This is a genomic window from Roseibium album (assembly GCF_001404515.1).
Lineage (GTDB): Bacteria > Pseudomonadota > Alphaproteobacteria > Rhizobiales > Stappiaceae > Roseibium > Roseibium album.
Genome location: NZ_CXWE01000008.1, coordinates 122655 through 148289 on the forward strand (window position 1 = coordinate 122655; position 25635 = coordinate 148289).

26 protein-coding genes are annotated in these 25635 nt (G+C 57.5%); 8 read left to right on the plus strand and 18 right to left on the minus strand.

Annotated elements, in window-relative coordinates; translation table 11 throughout:
* Positions 1–34 precede the first annotated feature (34 nt).
* Complete coding sequence (locus LA5095_RS24960; protein ID WP_055120023.1) at positions 35–1081, plus strand: alcohol dehydrogenase family protein; 1047 nt, start codon at positions 35–37, stop codon at positions 1079–1081.
* Between the two features lie 63 nt (positions 1082–1144).
* Here the strand turns inward: LA5095_RS24960 and LA5095_RS24965 are convergent, their stop codons facing one another.
* Complete coding sequence (locus LA5095_RS24965) at positions 1145–2050, minus strand: DMT family transporter (RefSeq protein WP_055120024.1); 906 nt, start codon at positions 2048–2050, stop codon at positions 1145–1147.
* Between the two features lie 492 nt (positions 2051–2542).
* On the opposite strand from LA5095_RS24965, the gene dapD reads away from it, so the two are divergent.
* Positions 2543–3394 carry a 2,3,4,5-tetrahydropyridine-2,6-dicarboxylate N-succinyltransferase gene (gene dapD, locus LA5095_RS24970; protein WP_055120026.1) on the plus strand — a complete coding sequence of 284 codons (852 nt, stop codon included), beginning with the start codon at positions 2543–2545 and terminating at the stop codon, positions 3392–3394.
* 48 nt (positions 3395–3442) lie between these two features.
* On the opposite strand, the gene LA5095_RS24975 is transcribed toward dapD, so the two are convergent.
* Genes LA5095_RS24975 through LA5095_RS24985 form a run of 3 tightly spaced genes read right to left on the minus strand, consistent with a single transcriptional unit; the run spans position 3443 to position 5702 of the window.
* Positions 3443–4027, minus strand: coding sequence for a hypothetical protein (locus tag LA5095_RS24975; RefSeq protein WP_235808901.1), 585 nt, complete (start codon positions 4025–4027; stop codon positions 3443–3445).
* Positions 4028–4038: 11 nt separating this feature from the next.
* Positions 4039–5214, minus strand: a complete 1176-nt coding sequence (gene dapE, locus LA5095_RS24980) for a succinyl-diaminopimelate desuccinylase (RefSeq protein WP_055120030.1) — start codon at positions 5212–5214, stop codon at positions 4039–4041.
* 47 nt (positions 5215–5261) lie between these two features.
* Positions 5262–5702: a DUF805 domain-containing protein gene (locus tag LA5095_RS24985; RefSeq protein ID WP_055120032.1), complete on the minus strand. Its 441-nt coding sequence runs from the start codon at positions 5700–5702 to the stop codon at positions 5262–5264.
* Between the two features lie 225 nt (positions 5703–5927).
* Between LA5095_RS24985 and LA5095_RS24990 the strand changes: the two genes are divergently transcribed.
* From LA5095_RS24990 to yidI, 3 genes are all read left to right on the plus strand, one after another.
* Positions 5928–8177 (plus strand): mechanosensitive ion channel family protein, encoded by a 2250-nt coding sequence (locus tag LA5095_RS24990; RefSeq protein WP_055120034.1) that lies wholly within the window; start codon positions 5928–5930, stop codon positions 8175–8177.
* A gap of 223 nt (positions 8178–8400) precedes the next feature.
* Positions 8401–9180, plus strand: coding sequence for a DUF2189 domain-containing protein (locus LA5095_RS24995; RefSeq protein WP_055120392.1), 780 nt, complete (start codon positions 8401–8403; stop codon positions 9178–9180).
* A gap of 105 nt (positions 9181–9285) precedes the next feature.
* Positions 9286–9750 (plus strand): inner membrane protein YidI, encoded by a 465-nt coding sequence (gene yidI / locus LA5095_RS25000; protein WP_055120036.1) that lies wholly within the window; start codon positions 9286–9288, stop codon positions 9748–9750.
* Positions 9751–9863: 113 nt separating this feature from the next.
* Here the strand turns inward: yidI and truA are convergent, their stop codons facing one another.
* The 5 genes from truA to def all read right to left on the minus strand — a co-directional run bounded on the left by truA (position 9864) and on the right by def (position 13623).
* Positions 9864–10685 carry a tRNA pseudouridine(38-40) synthase TruA gene (gene truA, locus LA5095_RS25005; protein WP_055120038.1) on the minus strand — a complete coding sequence of 274 codons (822 nt, stop codon included), beginning with the start codon at positions 10683–10685 and terminating at the stop codon, positions 9864–9866.
* Positions 10685–11224, minus strand: a complete 540-nt coding sequence (locus tag LA5095_RS25010) for a GNAT family N-acetyltransferase (RefSeq protein WP_055120040.1) — start codon at positions 11222–11224, stop codon at positions 10685–10687. The genes truA and LA5095_RS25010 overlap by 1 nt, the downstream gene beginning before the upstream one ends.
* Positions 11225–11246: 22 nt before the next feature.
* On the minus strand, positions 11247–12185 hold the full coding sequence (gene fmt / locus LA5095_RS25015; protein WP_055120042.1) for a methionyl-tRNA formyltransferase: 939 nt from the start codon (positions 12183–12185) through the stop codon (positions 11247–11249).
* Positions 12186–12449: 264 nt separating this feature from the next.
* Positions 12450–13082, minus strand: coding sequence for a MarC family protein (locus tag LA5095_RS25020; protein WP_055120044.1), 633 nt, complete (start codon positions 13080–13082; stop codon positions 12450–12452).
* 22 nt (positions 13083–13104) lie between these two features.
* Positions 13105–13623, minus strand: coding sequence for a peptide deformylase (gene def, locus LA5095_RS25025; RefSeq protein ID WP_055120394.1), 519 nt, complete (start codon positions 13621–13623; stop codon positions 13105–13107).
* A 125-nt stretch (positions 13624–13748) separates the two neighbouring features.
* Here def and LA5095_RS25030 point away from each other — a divergent pair, with 125 nt between their 5' ends.
* Both LA5095_RS25030 and LA5095_RS25035 read left to right on the plus strand, forming a co-directional pair.
* Entirely contained in the window at positions 13749–14936 is a 1188-nt protein-coding gene (locus LA5095_RS25030; RefSeq protein ID WP_055120396.1) for a DNA recombination protein RmuC, read from the plus strand.
* Positions 14937–15024: 88 nt separating this feature from the next.
* Positions 15025–15321 (plus strand): hypothetical protein, encoded by a 297-nt coding sequence (locus LA5095_RS25035; protein WP_055120046.1) that lies wholly within the window; start codon positions 15025–15027, stop codon positions 15319–15321.
* Here the strand turns inward: LA5095_RS25035 and LA5095_RS25040 are convergent.
* The 3 genes from LA5095_RS25040 to LA5095_RS25050 are packed head-to-tail and all read right to left on the minus strand — an operon-like array spanning position 15313 to position 18029.
* Positions 15313–16191, minus strand: coding sequence for a C40 family peptidase (locus LA5095_RS25040; protein WP_055120048.1), 879 nt, complete (start codon positions 16189–16191; stop codon positions 15313–15315). The genes LA5095_RS25035 and LA5095_RS25040 overlap by 9 nt on opposite strands.
* Before the next feature lie 32 nt (positions 16192–16223).
* On the minus strand, positions 16224–16574 hold the full coding sequence (locus tag LA5095_RS25045) for a MarR family transcriptional regulator (protein WP_029062280.1): 351 nt from the start codon (positions 16572–16574) through the stop codon (positions 16224–16226).
* Positions 16575–16634: 60 nt separating this feature from the next.
* The gene (locus tag LA5095_RS25050; protein ID WP_082442974.1) at positions 16635–18029 is read right to left on the minus strand and encodes a leucyl aminopeptidase family protein; all 1395 of its coding nucleotides are present in this window, start codon (positions 18027–18029) and stop codon (positions 16635–16637) included.
* Between the two features lie 184 nt (positions 18030–18213).
* Between LA5095_RS25050 and LA5095_RS25055 the strand changes: the two genes are divergently transcribed.
* Positions 18214–18996, plus strand: coding sequence for a tetratricopeptide repeat protein (locus tag LA5095_RS25055; RefSeq protein WP_055120400.1), 783 nt, complete (start codon positions 18214–18216; stop codon positions 18994–18996).
* Between the two features lie 132 nt (positions 18997–19128).
* On the opposite strand, the gene LA5095_RS25060 is transcribed toward LA5095_RS25055, so the two are convergent.
* From LA5095_RS25060 to LA5095_RS25085, 6 genes are all read right to left on the minus strand, one after another.
* A complete protein-coding gene (locus LA5095_RS25060) occupies positions 19129–19827 on the minus strand; it encodes an RraA family protein (protein WP_055120401.1) in 699 nt (232 codons plus the stop codon).
* Between the two features lie 194 nt (positions 19828–20021).
* Positions 20022–21002, minus strand: a complete 981-nt coding sequence (locus LA5095_RS25065; RefSeq protein WP_055120050.1) for a type II secretion system F family protein — start codon at positions 21000–21002, stop codon at positions 20022–20024.
* Positions 21003–21011: 9 nt separating this feature from the next.
* Positions 21012–22031: a type II secretion system F family protein gene (locus tag LA5095_RS25070; RefSeq protein WP_055120052.1), complete on the minus strand. Its 1020-nt coding sequence runs from the start codon at positions 22029–22031 to the stop codon at positions 21012–21014.
* Positions 22032–22038: 7 nt separating this feature from the next.
* A complete protein-coding gene (locus tag LA5095_RS25075; protein ID WP_082442954.1) occupies positions 22039–23574 on the minus strand; it encodes a TadA family conjugal transfer-associated ATPase in 1536 nt (511 codons plus the stop codon).
* 30 nt (positions 23575–23604) lie between these two features.
* Entirely contained in the window at positions 23605–24912 is a 1308-nt protein-coding gene (locus LA5095_RS25080) for a CpaE/TadZ family protein (RefSeq protein WP_082442955.1), read from the minus strand.
* A gap of 8 nt (positions 24913–24920) precedes the next feature.
* Complete coding sequence (locus LA5095_RS25085) at positions 24921–25634, minus strand: CpaD family pilus assembly protein (RefSeq protein WP_029062288.1); 714 nt, start codon at positions 25632–25634, stop codon at positions 24921–24923.
* Position 25635: the final 1 nt, after the last annotated feature.

Below are 25635 nucleotides of genomic sequence, written 5' to 3' on the forward strand. Positions count from 1 at the left end.
GCAAGTAGAACATTCATTCTACCGGAGCAGGCCCATGACACTTCCTGACAAAATGAGCGGAGTCGTTCTTACCGGCCATGGCGGTCCCGAAGTACTCGAGTGGCGCGACGATCTGATCGTGCCAACACCTGGGCCGGGAGACGTTCTCGTCAAGGTCAGTGCGGCAGGCGTCAACAATACGGATATCAACACCCGTATCGGCTGGTATTCGAAGGGTGACAATGATGCGGAGGACGCGGCCTGGACGGGGGTGGCGCTGAAGCTTCCGCTCATCCAGGGGGCTGATGCATGCGGGACCATCGTCGCCGTTGGTGAGGGTATCGACCCGTCGCGGATCGGCGACCGTGTCCTGATTGAACCGTGTCTTGTTGAAGCGGACGGAAAGATGCTTGCCTCGCCATGGTACTTCGGATCTGAGTGCAATGGTGGCTTTGCAGAATTCACGAAGGTTGCGGGGCGGCACGCCCATACGGTTGACTGTGACCTATCCGATGCGGAACTGGCTTCTTTCCCCTGCTCCTACTCAACAGCAGAAAACATGCTAGAGCGGACGCGGGTAAAAGCTGGCGACACGGTCCTTGTCACCGGAGGCTCCGGAGGCGTTGGCTCGGCAACCATACAGCTTGCACGTGCGCGCGGAGCGAGCGTCATCGCCGTCACAAGCCCTTCGAAAGCCAAGACCCTGGAACAACTTGGTGCAGAGCGGACGCTGAACCGCGATGCCGACTACGCCGAAACGCTCGGTGTCAATTCAGTGGACGTAGTGATCGATCTCGTTGCGGGCGACAAATGGCCGTCCCTTCTGGATGTCATGAAGCCTGGTGGTCGATATGCAGTTGCAGGTGCCATTGGAGGCCCGATCGTCGAACTGGATGTTCGAACGCTGTATCTGAAGGATCTGAGCTGCTTCGGCTGCACTGTCCTCGAACCGCAGGTGTTCGGAAATCTGGTGAAGAGGATCGAAAGCGACGAAATCAAGCCACTTGTCGCGGAAACCTATGCGCTGCGAGACATCGGCGCCGCGCAAAAGGCCTTCGGTGAAAAAGGTCATGTCGGAAAGATCGTTCTGAAGGTGAGTTGACCCATTTCCTCATCAAGCAGGATTGAAATGGAAACCAAATCCGGCTTGATCAAAACGAATACTCTAGCCCACCAGGATAATCCCGACGACTGCCGCGACAATCAGGACGCAGCCGAAGATCTCCGAACGCGCGATCACTTCCTTGAACACCAGCCAGGAGGCCAGGAAGGTGAAGACCAGTTCTATCTGCGCGAGCGCCCGGACGTAGGCGACATTTTGAAGGGTCATGGCCGTGAACCAGCCGATGGAACCGGCGACACCCGAAGCGCCGACCCAGATCGCGGCACGCCAGGCCTTCAGGCTTTCGCGCAACTCGTCCGGTTCGCGGACAGCCATCCAGATGGTCATCGCAAGCGTTTGAAACATGGTGGCGTAAACCAGCGCGGTCGCAGCCTGCATTGCGACGGTCGTCCCCTCCAGTGACAGGGATGCTGTCCTGTAGGCCACCGCTGATGCACCGAACAGGGCGGCGGATGCCAGCCCGATCAGGGCCGGGCGGCCGACCAGGGAGTTTCGGACCGCCGAAATCGTCATCGGAACACGTGCCAGCGAGATCGTTATCACGCCTGCAATGCCGACCATGATGCAGAGAGCTGCGGTCCACGTCACGTGCTCACCAAGCACCACCAGTCCGAAAAGGGCCGCCTGGATGGGTTCGGTTTTGGAGTATGCAGTACCGACTGCAAAATTGCGGAAAGAAAACAGGTAGATCAGCAGAAAGGTCGCCAGGATCTGGGCAAGGCCGCCGAGGGCTCCGGCAATCAGCAGTGTTGCTCCCGGCCGGGGCAATGGATTGTCGAACACGAAATACAGGACCGCAGCATAAAGAAGCGCGAATGGAACGCCATATCCGAAGCGGACAAATGTCGCGCCGGTGTTGCCAAGCCTGCCCTTCAGATGCTTTTGCATCGCCGTTCGCAGGTTCTGGCAGAACGCCGCGAAAATTGTGATCGGGATCCAGAGTTCCACGATGATCGCCTTTTCCCTCAGTTGATTTCAGATCATCCTAAGCCGGTCGATTTCATTAGAAACTAGCGAAAAACAGAAGAGATAAGTTATTTTATCTCAATTCAATATCACGTATCCCGACCGGAAGTTCGTCTCAGGATCGATTGCGATCCCGGATTTTCATCCCGATTTGAAGTGCCAATGCGGGGATCCGATATCTACGGCCGGCGCAAACACAAAGGTGTCGGTCACGACAGCATCACGACCATCAGACCCGTTGCAGCCGGAGGGCAATCAACTGCTGCTTCTACCCTTGCAGGTGGATGCGGCATGCCCCGGCTCGAAGCGGGGCCACATGATCATTGTACCAACAGTGTTCAGTCGTCATCCGGGACCTTCCAGGCTCCGCAATGTCGTCCCTGGAACACATGGCTTCCCCCCAGCGCTTGACAGGTCTCGGTCCGGCGGCTTAGGTCCGCGCACGAATTGTTAACGCCCGGAGACCTCTGTCATATGCCCCATGATCTTGCCGCCCTGTCCCAGATTATCGACGCGGCTTTTGAAGACCGCGCTTCCATCGAAACCTCCACCACCGGTGAAGTCCGGGATGCCGTGGAAACCACGCTGAACCTTCTCGATCGCGGGGAACTGCGCGTTGCCGAGAAGAATGACGGTGACTGGGTCGTCAACCAATGGGCCAAGAAGGCGGTACTCCTGTCGTTCCGGCTGAACCCCATGGAAGTGATCAAGGGCGGACCGGGAGAAGCCGTCTGGTGGGACAAGGTTTCGTCCAAATTCGACAGCTGGAGCGGTCCGGATTTTGAAAATGCCGGTTTCCGCGCCGTGCCGAACTGTACCGTCCGGCGCTCGGCCTTCATCGGCAAGGGTGTGGTGCTGATGCCGTCCTTCGTCAATCTCGGCGCGTATGTGGATGAAGGCACGATGGTCGACACCTGGGCAACGGTCGGTTCCTGCGCCCAGATCGGCAAGAACGTGCACCTGTCCGGCGGCGTCGGCATCGGCGGCGTGCTGGAACCCTTGCAGGCGGGTCCCGTGATCATCGAGGACAACTGCTTCATCGGTGCGCGCTCGGAAGTCGTGGAAGGCTGTATCGTGCGCGAAGGGGCCGTGCTGGGCATGGGTGTCTTTATCGGCAAATCGACGCGTATCGTGAACCGCATGACCGGTGAAATCAGCTACGGTGAAGTACCGCCCTATTCCGTTGTCGTTGCCGGGTCCATGCCGACTTCCAGCCTGATGGGCAATGGCGAGGCGGCGCCGAACCTCTACTGCGCCGTGATCGTGAAAACCGTCGATGAGAAGACAAGGTCAAAGACCGCAATCAACGAGTTGCTGCGCGACTGAACCCTGTGAAGATCACTGTTCTCCCGTTCCCTGGAGGGAACGGGGGGACTATACCTGCCAAAAAATTGTAACGATTTGCGCGATTACAAGGGAAAGCAGGAAATCCAGAATCACAATTCCAACAGCAAGACTGATTGTGGCCTGCAAAGCGATGCGCGCGACCAGAAAACGGTACCAAAGAACCACCACCAGGCTTGTCAGCGACAGAAGAACCATGATGCCGAGCGGTATGATTCCGAGCATAAACAGGCTGTAGGTGATCAAGAACGGTACGGAAGCGAGCAAACTTGTCCAGTTGCGCGCGACAATGAACGGTACATAGCGATTTGAGATGCCGATAGGCGCCGCGAGGGCAGCCAGGATAATTGGCAAGGCGATCCAGTCAACTCCCAGACCCAGGAGTTGTGCCGTCCAGTAGGCACCGTCCGGAAACGCTTCGGGGTGATATACGTTTTCGGAGAAATAACCCTGTTTTTCAATCTGCCCACTGAGCAGAAAGACCGGTATCAGCAGAAACACGACCTGAAACGAGCGCCAGAACCCCTGGAGCGACTGGTCGAAAAACGCCATGCCTTCGGGCCTGTTGCGCAAAAGAAGCCAGGACCCGTCCAGCGCTGCCCGGATTTCATTCATGCCGATCAAGTTCAACGTGCTCCCGAGTCCTTGGCAAAATAACTGACGAGGAATCGTTTATAGATTGTCGCCAGCCGGTCAAGGTCCTCAATACTCACGCATTCATCAACCTTGTGCATGGTCTGTCCGACCAGCCCGAATTCAACGACTGGGCAATAGTTCTTAATAAACCGTGCATCAGAGGTACCGCCTCCGGTCGAGAGTTCGGGGCTGCGCCCGGTCTCTGCCTTTACTGCACTGCCCAGGGTTTCGATCAGTTTGTCATCCTTCGTCAGGAAGGATTCACTGGCATCGCGCTTGAATGCGACATCCAGCTCCAGATCGCCCAGGTTCACCGCCTGGAGTGTCTCAAGTATCTTCGATTTGAGGCTTTCCAGCGACCATTCGTCATTGAAGCGGATATTGAAGCGGGCTTCGGCTCTGGCCGGTATGACATTGAATGCCGAATTGCCGACGTCCAGGTTGACGATTTCAAGGTTGGAGGGCTGAAATCGCTCATTGCCGAGATCGAGTTCCAACACGTCAAGTGCGGCAAGCAGCCTTGTGAGCCCGGGTATCGGATTATCGGCAAGATGGGGATAGGCGGCATGTCCCTGGATGCCCGAGACCGTAACAATTCCTGACAGGGATCCCCGGCGGCCAACCTTGATCGCGTCGCCGAGCTTTTCGGGGTTCGTGGGTTCGCCAACGATGCAGGCATCAAACGTGTGGCCCTGACCCGCGGCCCATTCAAGCAGCTTGACGGTACCATTCACGGCGGGTCCTTCTTCGTCCCCGGTGATCAGGAACGAAATCGTCCCGCCAAATCCGGCACTAAATTCCTCGACAAAGTCGAGTGCTGCTGCGGCAAAGGCCGCAACGCCGCCCTTCATGTCGACCGCGCCGCGTCCGTAAAGGACACCATCCTTGATGTTGCCGTCGAACGGACCCTGGCTCCAGTCGCTTGCCGCGCCAGCCGGAACGACGTCGGTATGACCGGCAAAAACGAAATGCGGTTTTCCGGACCCGATCGTTGCGAACAGATTTTCAACGTCCGGCGTGTCCTCATCGCGGAATGTCACCCGGGAAACTGCAAAGCCTGCATCGCCGAGCAGTTTTTCAAGCGTTGCGAGCGCTCCGCCCTCGACTGGCGTGACGGACGGGCATCGAATGAGGTCCTGGGTGATGGAAACGGCATTTGACGGCATGGCAGGCAAGGTTCCAGATTGGAAGAGTCTGACGGTTTTGATACGTTTCAGCTTTTGCGCCAGTAGCTGTTCGGCAACGGTCCGCTGCGGTTTGGCTTCGCCTGGCTGGGAACGAATCCCAGGATGATCACAAGAAGCAAACTCACAACAGGGACAAAAATCAATAGCGCCAGGAACCCGCTCAGCCCGACATCCTGAAGTCTTTTGATAACCAGGGCCAGATGTACCCAATTCAAAACCAGATAAAGAATCGGCAATAGTGGATTGGACGCCATAAAGTCGTTGATCGGCAGGGTTTCCAGCGTCAGGTTTTCATTTGCCTGAAATTCCATCAGGGAAGACAGCCAGATTTTGACGGGGATTCCGATAATCACCAGAACAAAGGCAAAACTCAACCAATAGGGCTCCCGGCTCAGGCGACCGATGGGACTCAGCAAAGCCCAGACCGGCCCGGGCGCAATATTGGCACTAGGTGGGGGTGTGTTCATTCAATCCCGCTCACAATAATTGTTCTGGCATGGAGGTAGACGCATAAGCGGTTCGGATCAAGCACCGTTGTCCCTTTGAATTCCGCCTATTTTGCCGAAGATCCAAAGTTGCATGGCAAAAAGTTTCCACACTCTGAAAATAACGCCGCGGAATATTTATGGATTTTGCACGGCAAGCATGTCTAATTTGAGGTAATACGAACCAACACCGTCGGGGGCCCGATCATGACCGGTGCTTGTCAAAAAATTCTACTCGCCTGTGCAATCAGCGTTTTTTTCTCCATCGCCGCTTTCTCTCCTTCAACCGGATTGGCCCAGGAAACCTCGTCCGAGCTGCCGCCGGCGCTTCAGTCCGATGCAATGGAAAAGCTCGTTTCCGACCTTGATCCGGAGCAGGTTGAAGCGCTGACAGACCTGATGACGCTGCTGCAGCAAAGCGCCGCAGCCAATGGTCGTACCGAAAACGTCGCTTCCGACGGCCCGGGACTGCTTCAGCAGATGCAAACGGCGTTCTCGAATTTCAGCACCATGGTCATCGGGCACTTTCAGGACCTTCCTGATCTGTTTTCCGGTATGATTTCAAGTATCGGGGCTCTCGTGTCGGGCACCGTCGCCGGTCCTATCCACATACTGATCGGTGCTATCGCCATCATTCTGGCAGCAGGCTTTGCAGCGGAATTTCTGGTCAACCGATTGACAGCTGCCAAACGCGACACGATCCAGAACAAATCCCCTGAAAGCCTGTTTGAGACGGTCAAACTGGTCTCCACGCGTGCGGGGCTCGATCTTGGTGGGCTGCTGATTTTTGCCCTTGTCGCGCTGATTGTGGGACGCATTGCCATTTTCGATCCGGTCACGCGGTTCTTTGCCCTGCAAGCCGTCTTCTGGATCGTCTTCATGCCCCGGCTGATCGCCGCCCTCCTCCGCTTTGCACTTGCACCAAACCGTAGTGAACTTCGCCTTGTTACAGCGGATGATCCGACCGCCAGGTCGCTTTATCACAATTTCACAACCCTGTTTGCGGTGGTCGGCGTGGCCTTCTTCCTGCGGAACGTCATGGAGGGCGCGGGAGCGGAAGCCGGCGGAACGTTCCGTTTCTTCGTCGGCTTCGGCGTGAATGCCTGGATTATCGCGGTTATCTGGAAGGCGCGGCACGGATTGACCAGCATCATACTGGGCGACGACGAAGATCCGACGTCCGGCCTTGAGCGCATGGCCCGGTTCTGGCCCTACTTCTCAATGGCCTTTATCGCATTCAACTGGCTGCTGGTGCAATTTACCGCAAGCATGGGGGTCGAAGCGCTGACCGCCGGACGTTCTCTCGCCGTCATCGTCCTCGTGGTCTTTGCACCGTTTCTCGACACGATGGTGCGCGGCATCGTTTCGCACATCGTGCCGCCCATGCAGGGTGACGGTCCTGTTGCTGAAGCTGCCCATCTTCAGACACGGCACAGCTATGTCCGCATCGCACGCGTCGCTCTGCTTGCCTTTCTGATCCTGGTTGTCGGACGGATTTACGGGCTGAACCTCCTCGCCCTTGGCGGCGATGACGGTTCGGCAGTTGCGCGAAACAGCGTTATCTTTCTCCTGATCCTGGCCGCAGGTTACCTGGCCTGGGAAGTCACCAACCTCTGGGTTGCGCACCAGCTGGCGAAAGATTCGCCGCCCGCCGAGACACAGGACGACGACGCGGAAATGGGTGGGGCCGGCAAGTCGCGTCTCGCCACCATACTGCCTCTGATGCGTGTCGTCCTTCAGGTCACCATCATCACGCTTACCGGCCTCTTGGCGCTCAGCCAGCTCGGTATCAACATCACGCCGCTGCTGGCCGGTGCCGGCGTCATTGGCCTGGCAATCGGCTTTGGTGCCCAGACCCTGGTTCAGGACGTCGTTTCCGGCGTGTTCTTCCTGATGGATGATGCCTTCAGGCTGGGAGAGTTCATCGATACCGGCGGCACACAGGGCACGATCGAGAAAATTTCGATCCGGTCACTGCAATTGCGCGGCACGAAAGGTGCCGTTCATATCGTGCCCTACGGCCAGATCCCCAAACTCACCAACCTTTCCCGCGACTGGGTGATCATGAAGCTGAAGTTCACGGTTCCATTCGATACGGATGTCGAGAAGGTCCGCAAGCTTTTCAAGAAGATCGGCCAGGAAATAATGGAAATGGAGGAGTTCAAGGACGACCTGCTGGCACCGTTCAAGGGCCAGGGCGTGGCGGACGTCGACGACGTCGGCATCGTGGTGCGTGGGAAGTTTACCACCAAGCCTGGCAAGCAGTTCGGCGTGCGCAAGGAAATCTACAAGCGCGTTCAAAAAACCTTCGAGGAAAACGACATCCAGTTTGCCCGCAAGGAAGTCCGCGTGCAGCTACCCGAAAACGCCAATCTGGACGAGAAACAGAAGGAAGCGCTTGCGTCCGCAGCGGCGGCAGCGTCCGCGGCCGAAGACAAGAAGCCTGCGGCGGGATAGCGCAAAGGGCGAAAACAGGGAAACGTAAGCCTTTCTCCTCATTGAGCGGGAACAGCTTCCATGCCTAAGATTGCGTGTCTGCCGGAGTGCAGATTTTTGCGATCGGCTTTTGGGAGGAAGCTGCCATATGAACGAGAAGACAACGGCACCAAGCGAAACCGGCGTCAGGACTGAGGCTGCGCCCGAGACATCCGCGTCAAAAGCAAATGACACCCTTCGCCCGATGCCGCAGGTCAACAGGATCACCGCCAACGACGTCATCGATGCACTGGCAGCCGGCTTGATGGATTTCCGGAAGGCTCCAGTCTACGGATTGGCCATCGGCGCCCTTTTTGCCGCCGGCGGGCTGTTTGTCATCCTGAGTGCCGCGGCGCTCAACATGAGCTATCTGGCATACCCCGCAGCGGCCGGCTTCGTCCTCATCGGTCCGTTCGCAGCCGTTGGGCTCTACGAGGTCAGTCGGCGCCTCGCCTCCGGGGAGGAGCTTTCCTGGTCCGCCATATTCGGTGCCATGTGGGCTCAGAAGGGCCGCGAACTTTCCTGGATGGCCTTCGTCGTACTGTTCATCCAGATCATGTGGATGTATCAGGTCCGGCTGTTGCTCGCGCTTTTCCTCGGGTTCAAGTCGTTTGCATCGTTCGACGAATTCCTGACACAGGTTATCTCAACCCCCGAAGGATTGATGTTCCTGGCTGTGGGACACGTAGTCGGTGCGATTCTCTCGTTGTTGCTCTTCTCGCTGACGGTTGTCTCCTTTCCGCTGCTTCTGGAAGAAGACCGGGACTTCATCACCGCGATGATCACCAGCGTACGCGCTGTCGTTACCTCACCGGTTCCAATGATCGGCTGGGCCTTTGTCGTAACCGCACTTTTGATTGTTTCGATGGTCCCTGCGTTTCTCGGTCTGATCGTCGTATTGCCGGTACTCGGTCACACGACCTGGCATCTCTACAAGAAGTGCGTGGTGATCCCGCAGGACAATAGTCAGACGGCATCGGCTTAACGGAAGCTTTCGATGCATGACAAATCCAGGCACCTGCCGTGAAGACAAGCTTAAGCGGAACGTGGCACTCTGCGGCCGTGGTTTCATCATCACGGAGGACGATTCATGCGCGAAGCATCAATCGACAGGAAATCGTGGTCCGGTCTTGCCGGTATAGTGTTCGGTGCCGTCGCGCTGGTTCTGGCGCTTTTTCTGCACAGCGCCGGTCCGATCGATCCCCAGCCAACCATCGGGCAGTCAATCGGGGAAATTGCGGCAGACATCCGTGAGTCCGCTCTGCGTGGCCTTAAAGGTGAGCCGCAACCGGAACCCCAGGCACAGGTCTGGGGTCTGGATCGCATTCTGCAAACATGTGCCTATGTGCTTGCCGGGATTGCAATCGTTCTCGGCGTCATCGGTTTCGTCATGCGGGAAAACAGACGGGTGGTCGCCGCTGCCGTCGGTTTGGGTGGCCTGGCAATCGGTTTTCAATTGTTCGTCTGGACGGTCATGATCATCGCCGGCGTGATCATCATCGGCTACATATTGGCAAATCTCGGCGACATACTGGGAGGCATCACAGGGGGATAGCGATTGCGCGCGAGAATTCAGCCAGGCACTTGAGTGAACCTGATCGACGGCAGGATCAATTTCCCCGCGGAAGAGGCAACCAGGTCATGTTTTGACAAGGCGCCGTCCCGACCTTACGCCTCACTGGCGCCCTCGGCTTCCAGCAAAGCCTTGCGCGCCTGCCAGTCCCGCAGGAGTTCGATGTCCATCTCCGCCGAACGGTAATCCACGCGGGTAAGATAGAGGCCGTCCGCAGGGGCGACCGGGCCGCAGGCGTTACGGTCCCGGGCCTGGAGCGCCCTGGTGATATCTCCCGTCCCCCATTTGCCTTCTCCCACCAGTCTCAGCGTACCGACCATCGAGCGAACCTGGTTGTGCAGGAACGAACGGGACGAACATTCGGCGATGACAAGTTCCCTCTCCCGGTAAACGCGGAATTCCTCAAGCGTTTTTTCCGGGCTCCTGGCCTGGCAACGGGAGTGGCGGAACGTCGTGAAGTCATGATGCCCGACAAATTCCTGGGCGGCCTCATGCATCGCGTCGGCGTCGAGATCCGGTTTCACATGCCATGCAAGACCGCGCTGATGGGTCAGCGGCGGCACGCGGTTGTGAATGCGGTAACGGTAAGAGCGGCGGATTGCGGAAAAACGGGCGTCGAAACCCTCATGCATTTCGGTGCAATCAAGGATCACCACCGGGTCCGGCTGGCAGTGAAAGTTCATTGCCCCCATAATGGTCCTGACCGGCCAGGGTTTTACCAGATCAATGTGACACACCTGCCCGGTCGCATGGACACCGGTATCGGTGCGCCCGGCGCCGCCGATCGTTACGACTTCTCCAGTAAATGCCTGGACCGCCCGTTCGATCACCGCCTGCACAGACGGCCCGTTGGCCTGTCGCTGCCAGCCGCAGAAAGGCCGACCGTCATATTCCACCGTCAGCTTGTAACGCGGCATTATTCGAATTCTTCAAACGGCGTGGCAAAGGCCACTTCAATAGGCAGATCATCGGTGCCGGCAGCAGTCAGCGCAAGCGCCATGAAGGCATCGCCCGCGTAGGGCGCCTGAACCTTGCGAGCCAGAACCGGATCAAAGCCGAAACGCGGGTAATATGTCGGCGGTCCGAGAACCAGGACGAGATCTTCGCCAAGGTTCTTCAGTGTCTGAAGAGATGCCGTAATCAACGCAGAACCGACGCCTGTGTGCTGATTTTCCGGTCGAACGGATACCGGTGCCAGACAGCAGACCTGAAGACCCTGGCCGGAACCGATTGCTGCGGGCGTCACCCGGCTGTAAGCGACATGGCCGACAACATCTCCGGTTTCCTGTACGGCCACCTGCTCCAGAACGAGTGCGCCGCAGTGGCGCAGTTTGTGGACAAGTCGCGCTTCGATATCAGAGGGAAAGGCGGCTATCAGCAGTTCGCGAACAACGGCCTCGTCTTCGCGCACAACATCGCGAATTGTCAGATTGAGTGTCCCGACTGCGTCGTTCATGATTTTCTCCAGCTACCTGAGCTTAATCCAGTTGCGTGCCATCAGAAAGAGATACGCCCCGCAGGAATTCCTCACCGCTCATCGGTTTCTTGCCGGCCCGCTGAACCTGTTCCAGGCGCACGGCACCCGCCCCGCATGCGACAGCCGGAACATCAGTTGTCGAAAGGACAGTCCCCGGTTTCCCGCCGGTATCGGCAACCGAGCTTCGCAGGACCTTGACTCTTTCAGGTTTGCTGCCCAGAGGCATTTCGCACCAGGCCCCTGGAAAGGGTGACAGTCCGCGAATGTGATTGTGAACCTCTTCAGCCGATTTCGACCAGTCGATACGCGTTTCCAGCTTGGACAGCTTGGCCGCGTAGGTGACGCCTTCTTCAGCCTGGGATTGCTCGCCCAGCGCACCGCGTGACAGGGCTGCCAGCGCGCGGACCATCAAGTCACCGCCAAGACCGGAAAGCCGATCATGCAATTCCCCCGCGGTCATGTTCTTGTCGATCGCAACAGTCTCCGACATGCAGACCGGGCCGGTGTCGAGCCCTTCTTCCATACGCATGACCTGAACGGCAGTTTCCTTGTCCCCCGCCATGATCGCCCGGTTGATCGGCGCGGCCCCTCGCCAGCGCGGCAGCATCGAGGCATGAAGGTTCAGGCAACCGAATTGTGGCGCGTCGAGCACAGGCCCCGGCAGCAACAGTCCGTAAGCGACAACAACCGCGACATCCGCTTCAAAATCAACAAACCGGGTTTGCTCGGCGGTGTCCTTCAGGCTCTTGGGGGTAAAAACAGGGATACCGAATGATTCAGCCGCCTCATGTACGGGAGACTTCTTCAGATCCATGCCTCTTCCGGCCGGCCTGGGTGGCTGTGAATAGCAGGCGACCACATCGTGCCCCTGTCCAACGATTTCCATGAGGGTCGGCACGGAAAATTCCGGAGTGCCCATAAAGACGACGCGAAGAGACATGAGGTTCCTGAGGGTTCTTCGAAAGTTTGCCCCTTATTACGCCTTACGCCGGTCCGGGCAAGTGTACAGATGTCCAGTCGCCTGGATATGGCATCGCACGCCTTCGATAGTCCAACGTGCTGAACGCTCGTTCCTCTTCAACCCGTGATGCGGGATTGCTCTTGTTGCGAACGACTGGCCAATGGCTTCCAGTTGAGCCGCCGATCCATCGAGATTGTGCGGACACGCGCTCGCAGGATGTCGATAGTTTGCAAACGCGCCCTGTCAGGCCAGGCCGGGAAGCAGGACCTTGAGGCTGCCCGTCATCATTTCCATGGCGATTGCAGCCAGGATCATGCCCATCAAACGACTCATGACGCTGTTTGCGGTCTCACCGAGAAAGCGTGACAGGAATGGGGCGGCGAAGAACGTTGCGATCAGGAGCGCGATGGCCGCGGCAACGGCGGCGACATAGGCAATTTCCTGGCTGGTATTGTGCACTTGCCCGCGGAAAATGATCATTGTCGAAATCGAACCGGGCCCAAGAAGCACAGGCACTGTCAAAGGGTAGATCGCCGGATTGTCCTGCGACTTCATGTTTTCCTTTTCCTTCGACGAACCGTGGTGGGCCTTGGTGCTCTGCCCGGAAATGAGGTCGAGTGCAATCAGAAGAATCAGGAAACCGCCTGCAAGTCGAAAGGCATCAAGACTGATGCCGAAAACCTTCAATATGATGTCGCCGCTCAGGCCGATCACGACGGATCCGGCCGTCAGGCTGATCAGAAGCGTAAAGGCCACCTTGCGTTCAAACGCAGGTCCACGGTCCGATGTCAGCGCCAGGAATACCGGCAGGTTGGCGATCGGACTCATGATCGCAAAGAGCGCGGCGAATGTTTTCAGGAACAGTTCCTGATCCACTGGGCAATCTCCCTTGTCCCGTTCAGTCCTTGCCGGCCAGTTTTGCCTGCTTCGTGAACTTCTTGATCACCCGATCCCGCTTCAGCTTCGACAGGTAGTCTATGAACAATTTCCCGTCGAGATGGTCAAGCTCATGCTGAACACAGGTAGCCAGCAAGCCGTTCGCCCTGATTTCCTTCTCGGCGCCCTCGCGATCCAGAAACTGCACCATCACTTCTGCCGGACGCTCGACATCCTCGAAGTATTCAGGGATGGACAGGCAGCCTTCCTGATAGACGGACGAATCCTCGCTCGACCAGACAATTTTCGGGTTGATGAAAACCATCGGCTCCTTCGGCGCATCTTCCTTGGCGACATCAAGCACGAACATGCGCTTCAGGATGCCGATCTGACTGGCGGCGAGGCCGATGCCCGGCGCGTCGTACATGGTTTCAAGCATATCGTCGGACAGGGCGCGGATGTCGTCGTCAACCGTATCGACGGGCGCACAGACTTCGCGGAGAACCGGGTCGGGAATCGTAACAATCGAGCGTTTAGTCATGCGTCTGACATAGGCAATCAAGCGGCAGTGGTCAACGCGGAAATCAACGGGTTCGCCTGCGTTTTGAACGCATCAGAATTGCGTTGCGGATGTGCCTTCTGGCCGAATCGTTCTATGTTTGTTTCATGAACGAGATCCTGTTTGAGTTTAGTGGCCGTCCGGTGACGGTTCTGGAAACCGCCATTGCAGGCGGACTGTTCCTGCTGACGCTGATCGTCTGGCTGGTTCTGAAGACCATGCGCCAGATCCGCCAGCGGGCGGATGCCGACAGCGCCGCGACGGAACAGATACACGAGCTTGAGAGCCACCTCTCGCAACTTCTCAAGTCTCAGGGCGAGATGACGGGACGCATGCAAACGATGGCCGAAGTGTTCGGTTCGCGCCAATCGGACATGATGCGCGCAGTCAACGAGCGCCTCGACGGGATGGGGCACAAACTCGGTATCTCGATGGCCGACACGACGAAGAAAACCCAGGACGGTCTCAGGCACCTTCACGAACGCCTCGCGGTGATCGACCGGGCTCAGCAGACGATCACCGACCTTTCCGGCCAGGTAGGTCAATTGCAGTCGATTCTTTCGAACAAGCAAACGCGCGGCGCCTTCGGACAGGGCCGGATGGAAGCCATCATCCAGGATCAGATGGCCCCAAGCACCTATTCGTTCCAGGCGACACTCTCGAACAACAACCGGCCCGACTGCCTTATCCATATGCCGAACGGCGCACCTTCCCTTGCGATCGACGCCAAGTTTCCGCTGGAAGGGTTCAACCTCCTGCGCAAGGCGGAGACAGAGGAGCAGCTGAAATACGCTCAGGCGCAGTTCCGCCGGGATTTTTCCAAGCATATCCAGGATATCGGCGAGAAGTATCTCCTGCCTGGAGAAACCCAGGACACCGCCTTCCTGTTCGTCCCCTCAGAAAGCGTGTTTGCAGAGCTCAACGAGGGCTTCGAGGACCTGGTTCAAAAGGCACACAGAACCCGCGTGGTGATCGTGTCACCTTCTCTCCTGATGCTCTCGATTCAGGTCATTCAGTCCGTGCTGCGAGACGCCAAGATGCGAGAGCAGGCACACCTGATCCAGGCGGAAGTCGGCCATCTGATTGCGGATGTCAGCCGCCTCAATGACCGTGTCGGCAAGCTTCAGTCCCATTTTACCCAGGCAAACAAGGACATTGACCAAATCCTGATCTCCACCGACAAGATTACCAAGCGTAGCCGCAAGATCGAGGATCTTGAGCTTGGTGAAATCGAAGCCGCCAAGGAGACGCAGGAACCTGATGAGCCGCGCCTGGCAATTACACCGAATTCCTAGAGCACGCCCCGAAAAACCGGAGGCCGATGTTGCTTCGCTACCAAAACAAAGCCGAAAGGCTGCCCTCAATCTGAAATCAGGTGTCTCAATGTCCGAAAACACACTCATGGATGTCTCAACCGCCGAACCGTCCGATGACCTTTCCAGGCCCATGGCTGCGCTCTGGTGGCTGAAAAAGGGAGGATTGGCCATCGGACCGGAATGGGAGGCCGCACATGAAATCTGTCAAAGTGCAGAGGGCGAACCGGCCCATGACTGGATACATGCGCTTTGCCACCTCATCGAGGGTGATCATGGCAACGCAGGCTACTGGTTTCGCAGGGCCTGCAAACCCGTAGAAAACGACATCGAAACCCTGTGGCAGAACATGGTCCGGTCACTCTGACCTTCTCTGGAGCCTTCGTGCCTTCGTCACAGCTCCCCACTCCGTTGCGGCGATCCGTGATATCGCCCGGTCGAGATCTTCATAGGCAACCGTCATCGTGAAACCGTTGGCATGGAGCAACCTGTTCGGGCCGGTAACGATCGCCACATGTCCTTTCCAGAACACAAGGTCGCCCCGCTGTAACGCTGACGGATCGTCATGCGGGATCTCGTGTCCGGCCTCGGCTTCCTGCATATCGCTGTCACGCAGTATGTCGAGACCACTGGCCTGTCCGGCCAACTGGATCAGTGCGGAACAATCCAGGCCGACAGTTGTGCGACCGCCCCAGAGATAGGGTGTGCCGAGCATTTCCTCCGCCACGGCGACCCAGTCCGCGTCATAGTCGTCCAGAGAAACCAGATGCTTGGCGACGACAGAAGAGCCGTCATTGAGAATTGCATAGTTGAGGCCGCGCGTTTCTGTTTCGCCGACAACCGTCACCTGAGCCCCCATGGAGAGAAGATCACGCGGCGGAAATTTCAGATCGGGACCGGGATAGCGATAGGTCCTCAGCGCCCTCACCCGATGTGTTGCCGCCGTTACGGACCCTAGCCCATCAGACGAAAACCAGCCGACATAGCCGTCCGTGTCGAGTTGGCCCCAGGCCCATCCCTCAGCCGTCTTCTCGTAAACGGTGATCCACTCCCCGCACAAGGCTTCGGTGTCGATGGGACAGTCCGGCCGTGGATCCGGCCGGATGGCAAGACTGTCAGCGGTCACCTGAAACACTTCGCCATCGACAAAACGGCCCGTTTCAACTTTTCCTTCATAGTCGCGAGCGGCAAGATCGGGTCGGACAGGATGGAGGCGGCGGTCGAAGGAAGTCGTCATGTTAGATTTTCATATCCAGGTTTGGTGCGCAATTAGCGCGGCAGTTCCTTGGCTTTCTCTACCACGAGATCGCCCAATTGCTCCAGATAAAGAGCACCGACAACTGTTCGGGTTATGATCACGTTGCGCTTGTCGGCCTCATCGCGTTTGCGCGACAGAAGCCGGAGACTGCCGAGCGTATCGAGCGCTCTCGTGATGGCCGGTTTTGTGACATTCAGTTTCGCGGCGAGACCGCGCACCGTGTGAGGTGGAGGCTCCAGATAGACCGTGAGCAGGATCGTCAACTGGCGCGCAGACAGGTCCTGTTCACTGTCGCGCACCAGCGCCAGATTGACTTCATGCAACAATTTCAACGCCTGAGAGGCGCGTATGTCGACCGCCATGACAGAGCCCGTCTCACCCATTCTTCATGGCCATAAAAGCACAAAAACGTTTCGGACCCGTTATTGTGCTGACGAATAGCGTTCGGATATCAGGTCAAACAGGCAGCGGATACCTTGTGCTTCGCCACCGGCGGGTTTCCCCGGTTTATCAGCCGGTGTCCAGCCGAATATATCGAAATGGATCCAGCTCTCCGTGTTTTCAACAAACCGGGACAGGAACAGGGCTGCCGTGATCGAGCCGGCAAATCCCGCGCCTGAGGTGTTGATGTGATTGATATCGGCGACCTTGCTGTCGAGATACTTCATGTATGGCTGCCAGAGCGGCAAACGCCACAAGGGATCGGCCGCGGCTTCCGCCATGACGGCAATGTCTTCGGCAAGACCTTCGTCATGTGTGTAATATGGCGGCAGATCCGGACCAAGCGCGACGCGCGCTGCTCCTGTCAGGGTTGCCATATCGATCATCAGATCCGGACTTTCCTCGTCCGCCAATGCAAGCGCATCTCCCAGTATCAGACGGCCTTCGGCATCTGTATTGCCGATTTCCACGCTCAAACCCTTGCGGCTTGAGAGGATATCGCCCGGCCGGAAGGCATTCCCGGAGACCGCATTTTCAACACACGGAACGATGACCCGAAGTCGAACGGGCAGTTTTGCCGCCATAATCATCGAGGCCAGGCCAAGGACATTGGCTGAGCCACCCATGTCCTTTTTCATCAACGACATGGAAGACCCCGGCTTCAGGTTCAGACCGCCTGTATCAAAGATGACACCCTTGCCGACCAGGGTAACCTTGGGATTTGACGCCTCTCCCCAGGTAAAATCAGCGATGCGGGGTGCTCTGGAACTTGCGCGCCCAACCGCGTGCACCATCGGAAAATTCTCGTCGAGAAGGTCTTCACCAACAACCACACGCCCGGCTCCGCCATGCTTTTCGAAAAGCGCCGCGACAGCAGCAGCCAGTTCCTCAGGACCCAGATCGTTTGCCGGGGTGTTGATGAGATCCCGTGCCAGTTTCACGCCATCGAGGACAATGCCGATCCTGTCGAGGTCGACGTCCTTGCCAACGCCGAGCCTGCGGATCTTCCGGGAAGGAGTAACATACTGTTCGAAACGGTAGGCCGACAGCGCAAATCCGAGTGCTGCCTGCTCCGGATCTGGAAAGCCGTCTGCGAGGCTATAATCACCTTTCGGCAGGCTGCCGACAATGGCCCCAAGGGCAAAGGGATGCGGCAATCCCGTCTCCTCCACACCGAAAAGAACTGTCGCTCCGCTTCCCTCTGCAGACGGGATCAGCAAACACGAGGAGGGCCTGCCGCTGAAATCGTTGACGGCGCACCAATTCCCGGCACTCTGCCCGAGCCCGGCGAGAACTTCGGCAAGCGAGGCTTCCGTGACAGCGAGAATGGGGGTTGCTTCGGACAAATCGGTATTGCGGACGAGGATTTCGCGCACAGGCAGCACTCCGTTGACTGGAACAATGTGGTTCAACAGGTAAGCCGCCTTGCCGGAAGACGCAATACGATGTGCTGAGCTTCTGCAAATCTTGCAATTCGCAACGGTGCTTAACCATCCATTAGGGTTAATTATCTATTTCTCTAGGAGACCTTTACTGCTGCGGACAACAAGGATGTTGAAAATGCAAGCGCCCAGAATCGGATCCGTATCACGCCGCACCAGAGTGGCCTCTGCGCTTGTTGCCATGACGGCGCTTGTCCTGGTAACCGGATGCGCCTCCAACAAGTCCAACACCGGGACCTACTCTCCTGCCTCCGGCAGCCACTCGGTTTCCCCCGGTTCAAATCTGGCGCGGGCGGAAGTCGGCAAATGGGCAAAGAGATACGACAAGGACCGCAGCAATCGGACGGCGATCCTCGGATATTCCAACGCCTTGAGCCAGAATGGCCAGATCGAACAATCCCTGGCCGTTCTCAGGTCCGGTGTGATTGCCCATCAGAAAGATCGCGAAATTGCATCCGCCTATGGCAAGATACTGGCCATGAACGGGCGCTTCGACGAAGCCCTCAATGTCCTAAGGCGGGCGCAGCGGCCGGATATGCCGGACTGGAAAATCATGTCGGCCGAAGCGGCTATCTATGATCAGACCGGCAACCACGAGAAGGCTCGCAGTCTTTACAAGCAGGCTCTCAAGATTGCTCCGGACGACCCCAGCCTTCTCAACAATCTCGGGCTGTCCTACCTGTTGTCCAACAAGCTGCCGGACGCAGAATACAATTTGCGACGCGCCGCCAGCCTGCCGAATGCAGACAGCCGTGTTCGCCAGAATCTTGCCCTTGTACTTGGCGTACAGGGTAAATTCGAGGAAGCGGTCGAAGTTGCCACTGCGGAACTTGACCCTCGACAGGCACAAGCGAACATCGCATACCTGCGCGACATGATGCAGACCCGTCAGCGCGGCTGAAGCCAGGGCTGAACCATCCCCCTCCCTGCTTTGCCTGGAAGGAATCCATGGCGGGAGCAAAACGAGCACTTTGCGGACAGACCAGGTCTGTCCCCACGCCGCGAACGCCCATCGGTCGGTCAGCGGGCAGCGTCAATCCCTGACGACGACCCGGTCGCTTTCCAGCAGTTCCTCCACCCATTCAGGCATGCGCATTCCTGCTGCGACCCTGGCATCCTGGGTCTGCTCCGAGACACGTATGCTTTCAAGGTTCGAGATGACTTCGTCGAGGCGTTCGAACGGGACAACAACAACCCCGTCCTGATCGGCCACGATCATGTCACCGGTTTCGACTTCCTGTGCACCGATCTGTATCGGATACCCGACGGAACCAGGACCTGACATATGCGGTGACGCAGGCGTTATACCGGTGCACCAGACCGGCAATCCTACCCGAACCATTCCGGAATAATCACGCATCGGCCCATCGGTAACGAACCCTGCTGCGCCACAATTCTTCATCATGCCGACCAAGCCGTCTCCGCCGGCTGCACAGCCGGAGTGATTGGCAAACGACGAAACGACGATATCACCGGGCTGAATGAATTTCAGTGCGGCGAAGACAGCAAGGACGTCGGCCGCACCGCAATCCGCGGTAAGCGCCGGTCCAGCCGCCACGCAGTGCACATCCCGACCATCGCCGAGTGGGCCAATATTCTGCGACAACGCACCGCCGCCATAAAGAGCGTCGACGACAAACCCTGTCGGCACCCCCTGAAAGGAAGCGGTCTGGGCTTCTGTCGGCCGTTTCATTGAAGCCTTGACGGTTAGAAGTGGAGGGGCCTCGATCATGCCTGGTTCCTTCTTTTGCAAACTCCCACGAACCGATGTTGTCGCCACCCAACGCCAGCTTGCAAGCCTCATGATGGCCGCTGCAGCCCTTGCCAATCAATGAAAAAGCCCCCTTCGATCCGAAACGATCGAAGGGGGCTTTCTTGTTGTTCGGTCAGACTTCCGGCCATTCGCCGTTGTCGCCGGCGATTGCCTCAGAAACTGTCGAGTTCCATAACCTGCATGACGGCGGGGCTCATGATGATGAAAAACAGAACCGGCAGGAAGAACAGGATCATGGGTACGGTGAGTTTGGGCGGAAGCGATGCAGCCTTCTGCTCGGCAAACAACATGCGCTGCTCGCGCGTGTCGTCCGCCATCGTACGGATCGCGGTTCCAACCGGTGTACCGTAGCGTTCCGCCTGAATGAGTGCCATCATGACGTTCTTCACACCATCGACGCCGGTGCGCTTGGCCAGGTTTTCATAAGCGCCGCGCCGTTCGCTCAAATAGGAGAGCTCCGCAGTCGTCAAGGACAGTTCCTCGGCGAGGTCCACGGACTGAACGCCGACTTCTTCGGCGACTTTCTGGAACGCACCTTCAATGGACATGCCCGATTCAACACAGATCAGCATCAAATCCAATGCATCCGGCCAGGCACGCTGAATGTTGAGTTTGCGTTTGTCGATCTTGTTTTTCAAAAACAGATTGGGAAGGAAGGCTCCGATGCCGGCAATCGCGATACTAAGGCATACCTTGGCAACAGTCGGCAACAAATCCGGTATGACGACGAAGGCATAGAAAAGGGCAATCACCAGAATGATGGCCGGCAGTGCGATACGCGCAGTCAGGAAGTAGTAGAGCGGTGCAGAGCCACGATACCCGGCCATTCTCAACTTATCCATCGTGTGCTCGTCGGAGAGCATTTCCTTCAGGTTGAGCCGGTCGACCAGGCTCTTCATCTGGGCTTTCGGCTGGTTCCTGAGGGATGCGCGGGCATCCTGCGGGTTCGACTGAAGACGCGCCCGCTCCTTGGCACGAAGCTTGTCGCGTTCAATCGCGACCGTTTTCATGCGTGACTTCAGCACATCGCGGGACAGGATCGGCGCAACGAGCGAAAAGATCGTTCCGGTCACCGCGATCATTGCGAGCAGACCTGCCAGAAATTGACTCGATGCGATGGTTTCGAGATCCATGCCGCCCCCCTAGAAGTCGAAGTTGATCATGTGGCGCATGACCATCACGCCGATGAACATCCAGAACAGACAGCCAGCGATAATGATGTTGCCGGCCGTGGTATTGAACAGCATCATGATGTAGTCGGGCGCGATCAGGAAGATGATGCCTCCGACACCGAACGGCATGGCACCGATGATCATGGCAGAGGATTTTGCTTCCGAACTCAGTGCCTTGATCTTGCCCTTCAGTGCCTTGCGGCCGCGCAATACCTTCGACAGGTTTCCAAGTGCTTCGGCCAGGCCGCCACCGGCCTTTTGCTGAATGGCGACAACGATCGCGAAGAAATTCGCTTCCGCCAAAGGCACACGTTCCGGCATTTTTGCGACGGCTTCCGCCAGCGATACACCCATAATCTGGGTCTCGGTGATTTTCCGGAATTCGGTTGCCACGGGTTCGCGGGATTCACGGGCAACCACCTTGATGCAATCGCCGAGCGGCAAACCTGCCTTCACACCGCGCACGATGATGTCCACCCCGTTCGGCAGTTCCTCCAGGAACCTGTTGAAACGGCGCTTACGCTTGTTGCCGACATACCAGCGCGGAAAACCAAGCGCACCGGCGAAACCGGCGGCAAAGGTAATCCAGATGTTTCCGCTTGCAAGGAAACCTATCACGAGAAAAATCAGGCAGGATACAATGCTGAAAATGACGAAATGCTTCATTTCCCAGCCCAGGCCGGCCTGCTCCATCTTGACTTTGAGCGGGACTTTCTGCTGCCTGTCGTGCTTGGCCTTCTGCCGTTCCTCAAAATCCTTGAGCTGATCCTGAATGGACTTCTTGCGACGGTCGTCGTCACGTATCAGTTTTCGTTGCTTCTCTGTTTGCGGACGCGCGGCAACAGCCTGCATTCGCTGGTCCCGGCGTTTCGTTCCGGACAGGCTCGGCGCGAAAAGACTGAAAATCACGCCTGCGACCGCAAGCATGACCAGGCCGGCAACGGCAATACCCGTCACCTGTGGAGTTAGGAATTCTTCTAAACCGGACATCCGCTTCTTATTCCCCTACATAGTCGGGCACTTCGGCGGCATCGAGCGCCTGAGCAAGACGCGACTCTTCACCAAAGTAGCGCGCACGCTCCCAGAATTTCGGCCGGCCGATCCCGGTCGAGCGGTGACGACCGATGATCCGGCCATTGGGATCTTCTCCGACAATGTCATAGAGGAAGACATCCTGCGTCGTGATGATGTCACCCTCCATCCCGATGACTTCGGTCACGTGCGTGATGCGGCGCGAACCGTCGCGAAGACGCGCCGCCTGCACAACCACGTCGATTGACGACACGATCATTTCCCGGAGTGTCCTGGACGGCAGTGAGAAGCCGCCCATGGTGATCATCGATTCAAGTCTGGACAGGGCTTCCCGTGGCGAGTTGGCGTGAAGTGTTCCCATCGATCCGTCGTGACCCGTGTTCATGGCCTGAAGCAGATCGAAGGCTTCCGGGCCACGCACCTCGCCCACGATAATCCGCTCAGGGCGCATACGCAGACAGTTCTTGACGAGGTCACGCATCGTAATCTCCCCCTGACCTTCCAGGTTGGGAGGACGCGTCTCCAGACGAACGACATGAGGCTGCTGCAACTGAAGTTCAGCCGAGTCTTCGCAGGTGATGATACGTTCGGTCGATTCAATATAGGCAGTCAGGCAGTTCAAAAGCGTGGTTTTACCCGAACCGGTACCGCCAGAGATCAGCACGTTACAGCGCGAACGGCCGATAATCTGCAGGATGGTCGCCCCCTCCGGCGTGATCGAGTTGAACTTTGTGAGCTGATCGAGCGTCAGCTTGTCCTTTTTGAACTTACGAATTGTGAGCGCGGGTCCGTCGATCGCAAGAGGCGGTGCGATCACGTTGACACGCGAACCATCGGGAAGACGGGCGTCACAGATCGGGCTGGCGTCATCGACACGGCGGCCAACCTGGCTCACGATGCGCTGGCAGATGTTCATCAGCTGGGCATTGTCGCGGAAATTCACACCGGTCTGTTCGACCTTGCCGGCAGTCTCGATATAGACGGTGTGCGCACCGTTGACCATGATGTCGGCGATGTCGTCGCGCGCCAGCAGCGGTTCCAGCGGCCCGTATCCGAGTACGTCGTTACAAATGTCCTCAAGCAGGTCTTCCTGCTCGGCGATGGACATGATGACGTTTTTCAGCGCGATGATATCGTTGACAACATCGCGAATTTCGTCGCGTGCGTCTTCCGCGTCGAGACGCGCAAGCTGAGACAGATCGATCGCTTCAACAAGTGCGTTAAAGATCTGAGCCTTTGTCTCGTAATACTCGTTGTTTTTCTTTCGTGGTGCAGGTGCCGTCGCCGGTGCTTCCGGTGCTGGAGCCGGCGCAGATGTAGCGGCCGGTGCAGCCGGTGCAGCCGCCGGTTTCTCGCTCTCCACCGATTTAGGTGGCGCTTCCTGCTCTACGGTCTGGACTGGAGCTTCAGGTTCTGCAGGCCGTTCCTGCAGGCCTCCGGGAACGCCCCCCTGATGGGAGCTTTGAGCTCCAGACGATGAGTTACCGCGTCTTCCAAACATAGCGATCTATCAGCTCCGCTTACGAACCAGTCAACCGGACTTGCGTTTCAGTTTTGTAAAGAAGCCGCCCAAAGGAGACCGCGATATCTTGACCGGTTGCACCTTGCCCGAAATCGCATTGGCCAGATCGTCGAACATGCGCGATACGGCATGTTTTCCGTCCATTTCACTAATCATTTGCCCGTTGTTTGCCGCCGTTCCGAAAAGATGGGGCTCGAACGGGATCGATGCCTGAACAGTCAGCCCGAGCGCTGCCGCAAACTCCTCCGGCTTGATTTCCGGCCGTTTGGGCACGTTGACCTTGTTCATGACAAGATGGGGCGGGCGATCATTTGGACGTAGCTGCTTGAGCATGTCCACGGCATTTTTCGCGTTGCGCAGGTTGGCCAGATCCGGCTCGGCCACCAGAACGATCTCATCGACGTTCAACAACGTGTTCTTGACCCAGGAGTTCCATGTGTGTGGAACGTCGAGAACAACGTTCGGGACGCTTGAGCGCATGGTCTCAAAAAGCTGCTCGAACGATTTCTCACTGTGGTCGTAGGTTCGCTCCAGGGTTGCCGGTGCCGCCAGCAAGCTCAGGTGATCGTTGCACTTGGAAAGGATCCGGTCGAGATAGGTTTCATCGAGCCGGTCCGGAGACGAAATCGCCTCGAAAACGCCTTGCAACGGATCCTGATTGTAGTCGAGTCCTGCCGTTCCGAACGGCAAATCCAGATCGGTTACGACCACTTCGCTCTGAAAGTTGCGTCCGAGCGCCCAGGCACTGTTATGTGCAACGGTGGAAGACCCGCAACCTCCCTTGACACCAAAAAAGGCAGTGGTGCGGCCGAGCGGTTCGGATTCCGGATCGGCATACAGCTCGGCAATGGAGCCGATCAACTGATAGACATTGACCGGAGTGATCAGATATTCACTGACCCCGCGAGCGATAAGGTCCCGGTAGAGAAGAACATCGTTCACATTCCCTATCACGATCACCTTGGTACCGGCATCGCAATACTCGGCGAGCTGGTCGAGGTTGGAAAGAAGTTCCTCCCTCTGCCCGTTGGTTTCCACAATGATCAGGTTCGGCGTCGGCGCCTGCGCGAAAATGTCGATCGCCGCAGGTATTCCACCCATGTCCAGCTTCAGATGCGCCTTCGCCATGCGGCGATCTTCCATGGCGGTCTCGGCCATGTGCATTGTCGCATCTGTCAGGCAGAAGCCATGCACCGTGATACGAGGTACCGAACCAATTTTCGCCGCTTCCTCGGTCCCTGCATACTGATTTTCAACAGGTTCCGAGATAGGATCGAGATAGCCCGGCGTATCTTTCAATTCTGCGTTCGTGCTCATACTTCCACCTATTCTGAGACCTCTGCACCGACACCTTCAGTGTAGCTACTCGTGGTTCCCGAACCCTCTCGGTAGTTTTCAATAACCACGGCGCGCCGTCCCTGATCGGACGGCGTAGATGCCCTTGGCGTGATGAGATCGGACGGGTTGTCGACCATTGCCGCCAGGTTGGACTGCGTTGCGCAGCCGAAGTTTTCGTACTCGGTGTTTTCGCCTATGCCGCCGCCGATATTTTTCGGCCAGGCTCCGCACGGTCCGGCGGTTGCCTGCATGGCCGCATATGACAGCCGGATCGGCGCTTCAGCGCTCGGGTCCGGCACGGCATAGGTCCGGGTAGAGATACGCGAACGGCTGACACCGCCGCGCTGCAGCGCGTTCCTGATATCTCCCGTGACCGCATGAACAGCAGCCTCGTTTGCACCGCCGGAGGGCACCAGAATCTCAACCGCCCCATTACCCTTTCTGCGCGATTCGGCGGCAAAGGCCGTTATCGTGCCTTCAATCGGGCCATACAGGTTGCGGGTGTTCTGACCGATCGGCAGATCGAGCGTTTCCGGTTCCTCGGTGATGACAATGGGATGCCTGTAGCGATAGTCGTGCGATGCCAGCATTTCGGCATCTGTCTGGTTCCTGTTCTGGCAACCAACCGCAACGAGGCATCCGGCAATCACGAGGGCGGATTTGGATACGGTTGATATCCGGACCGTTTTTTTCGTCTTCATC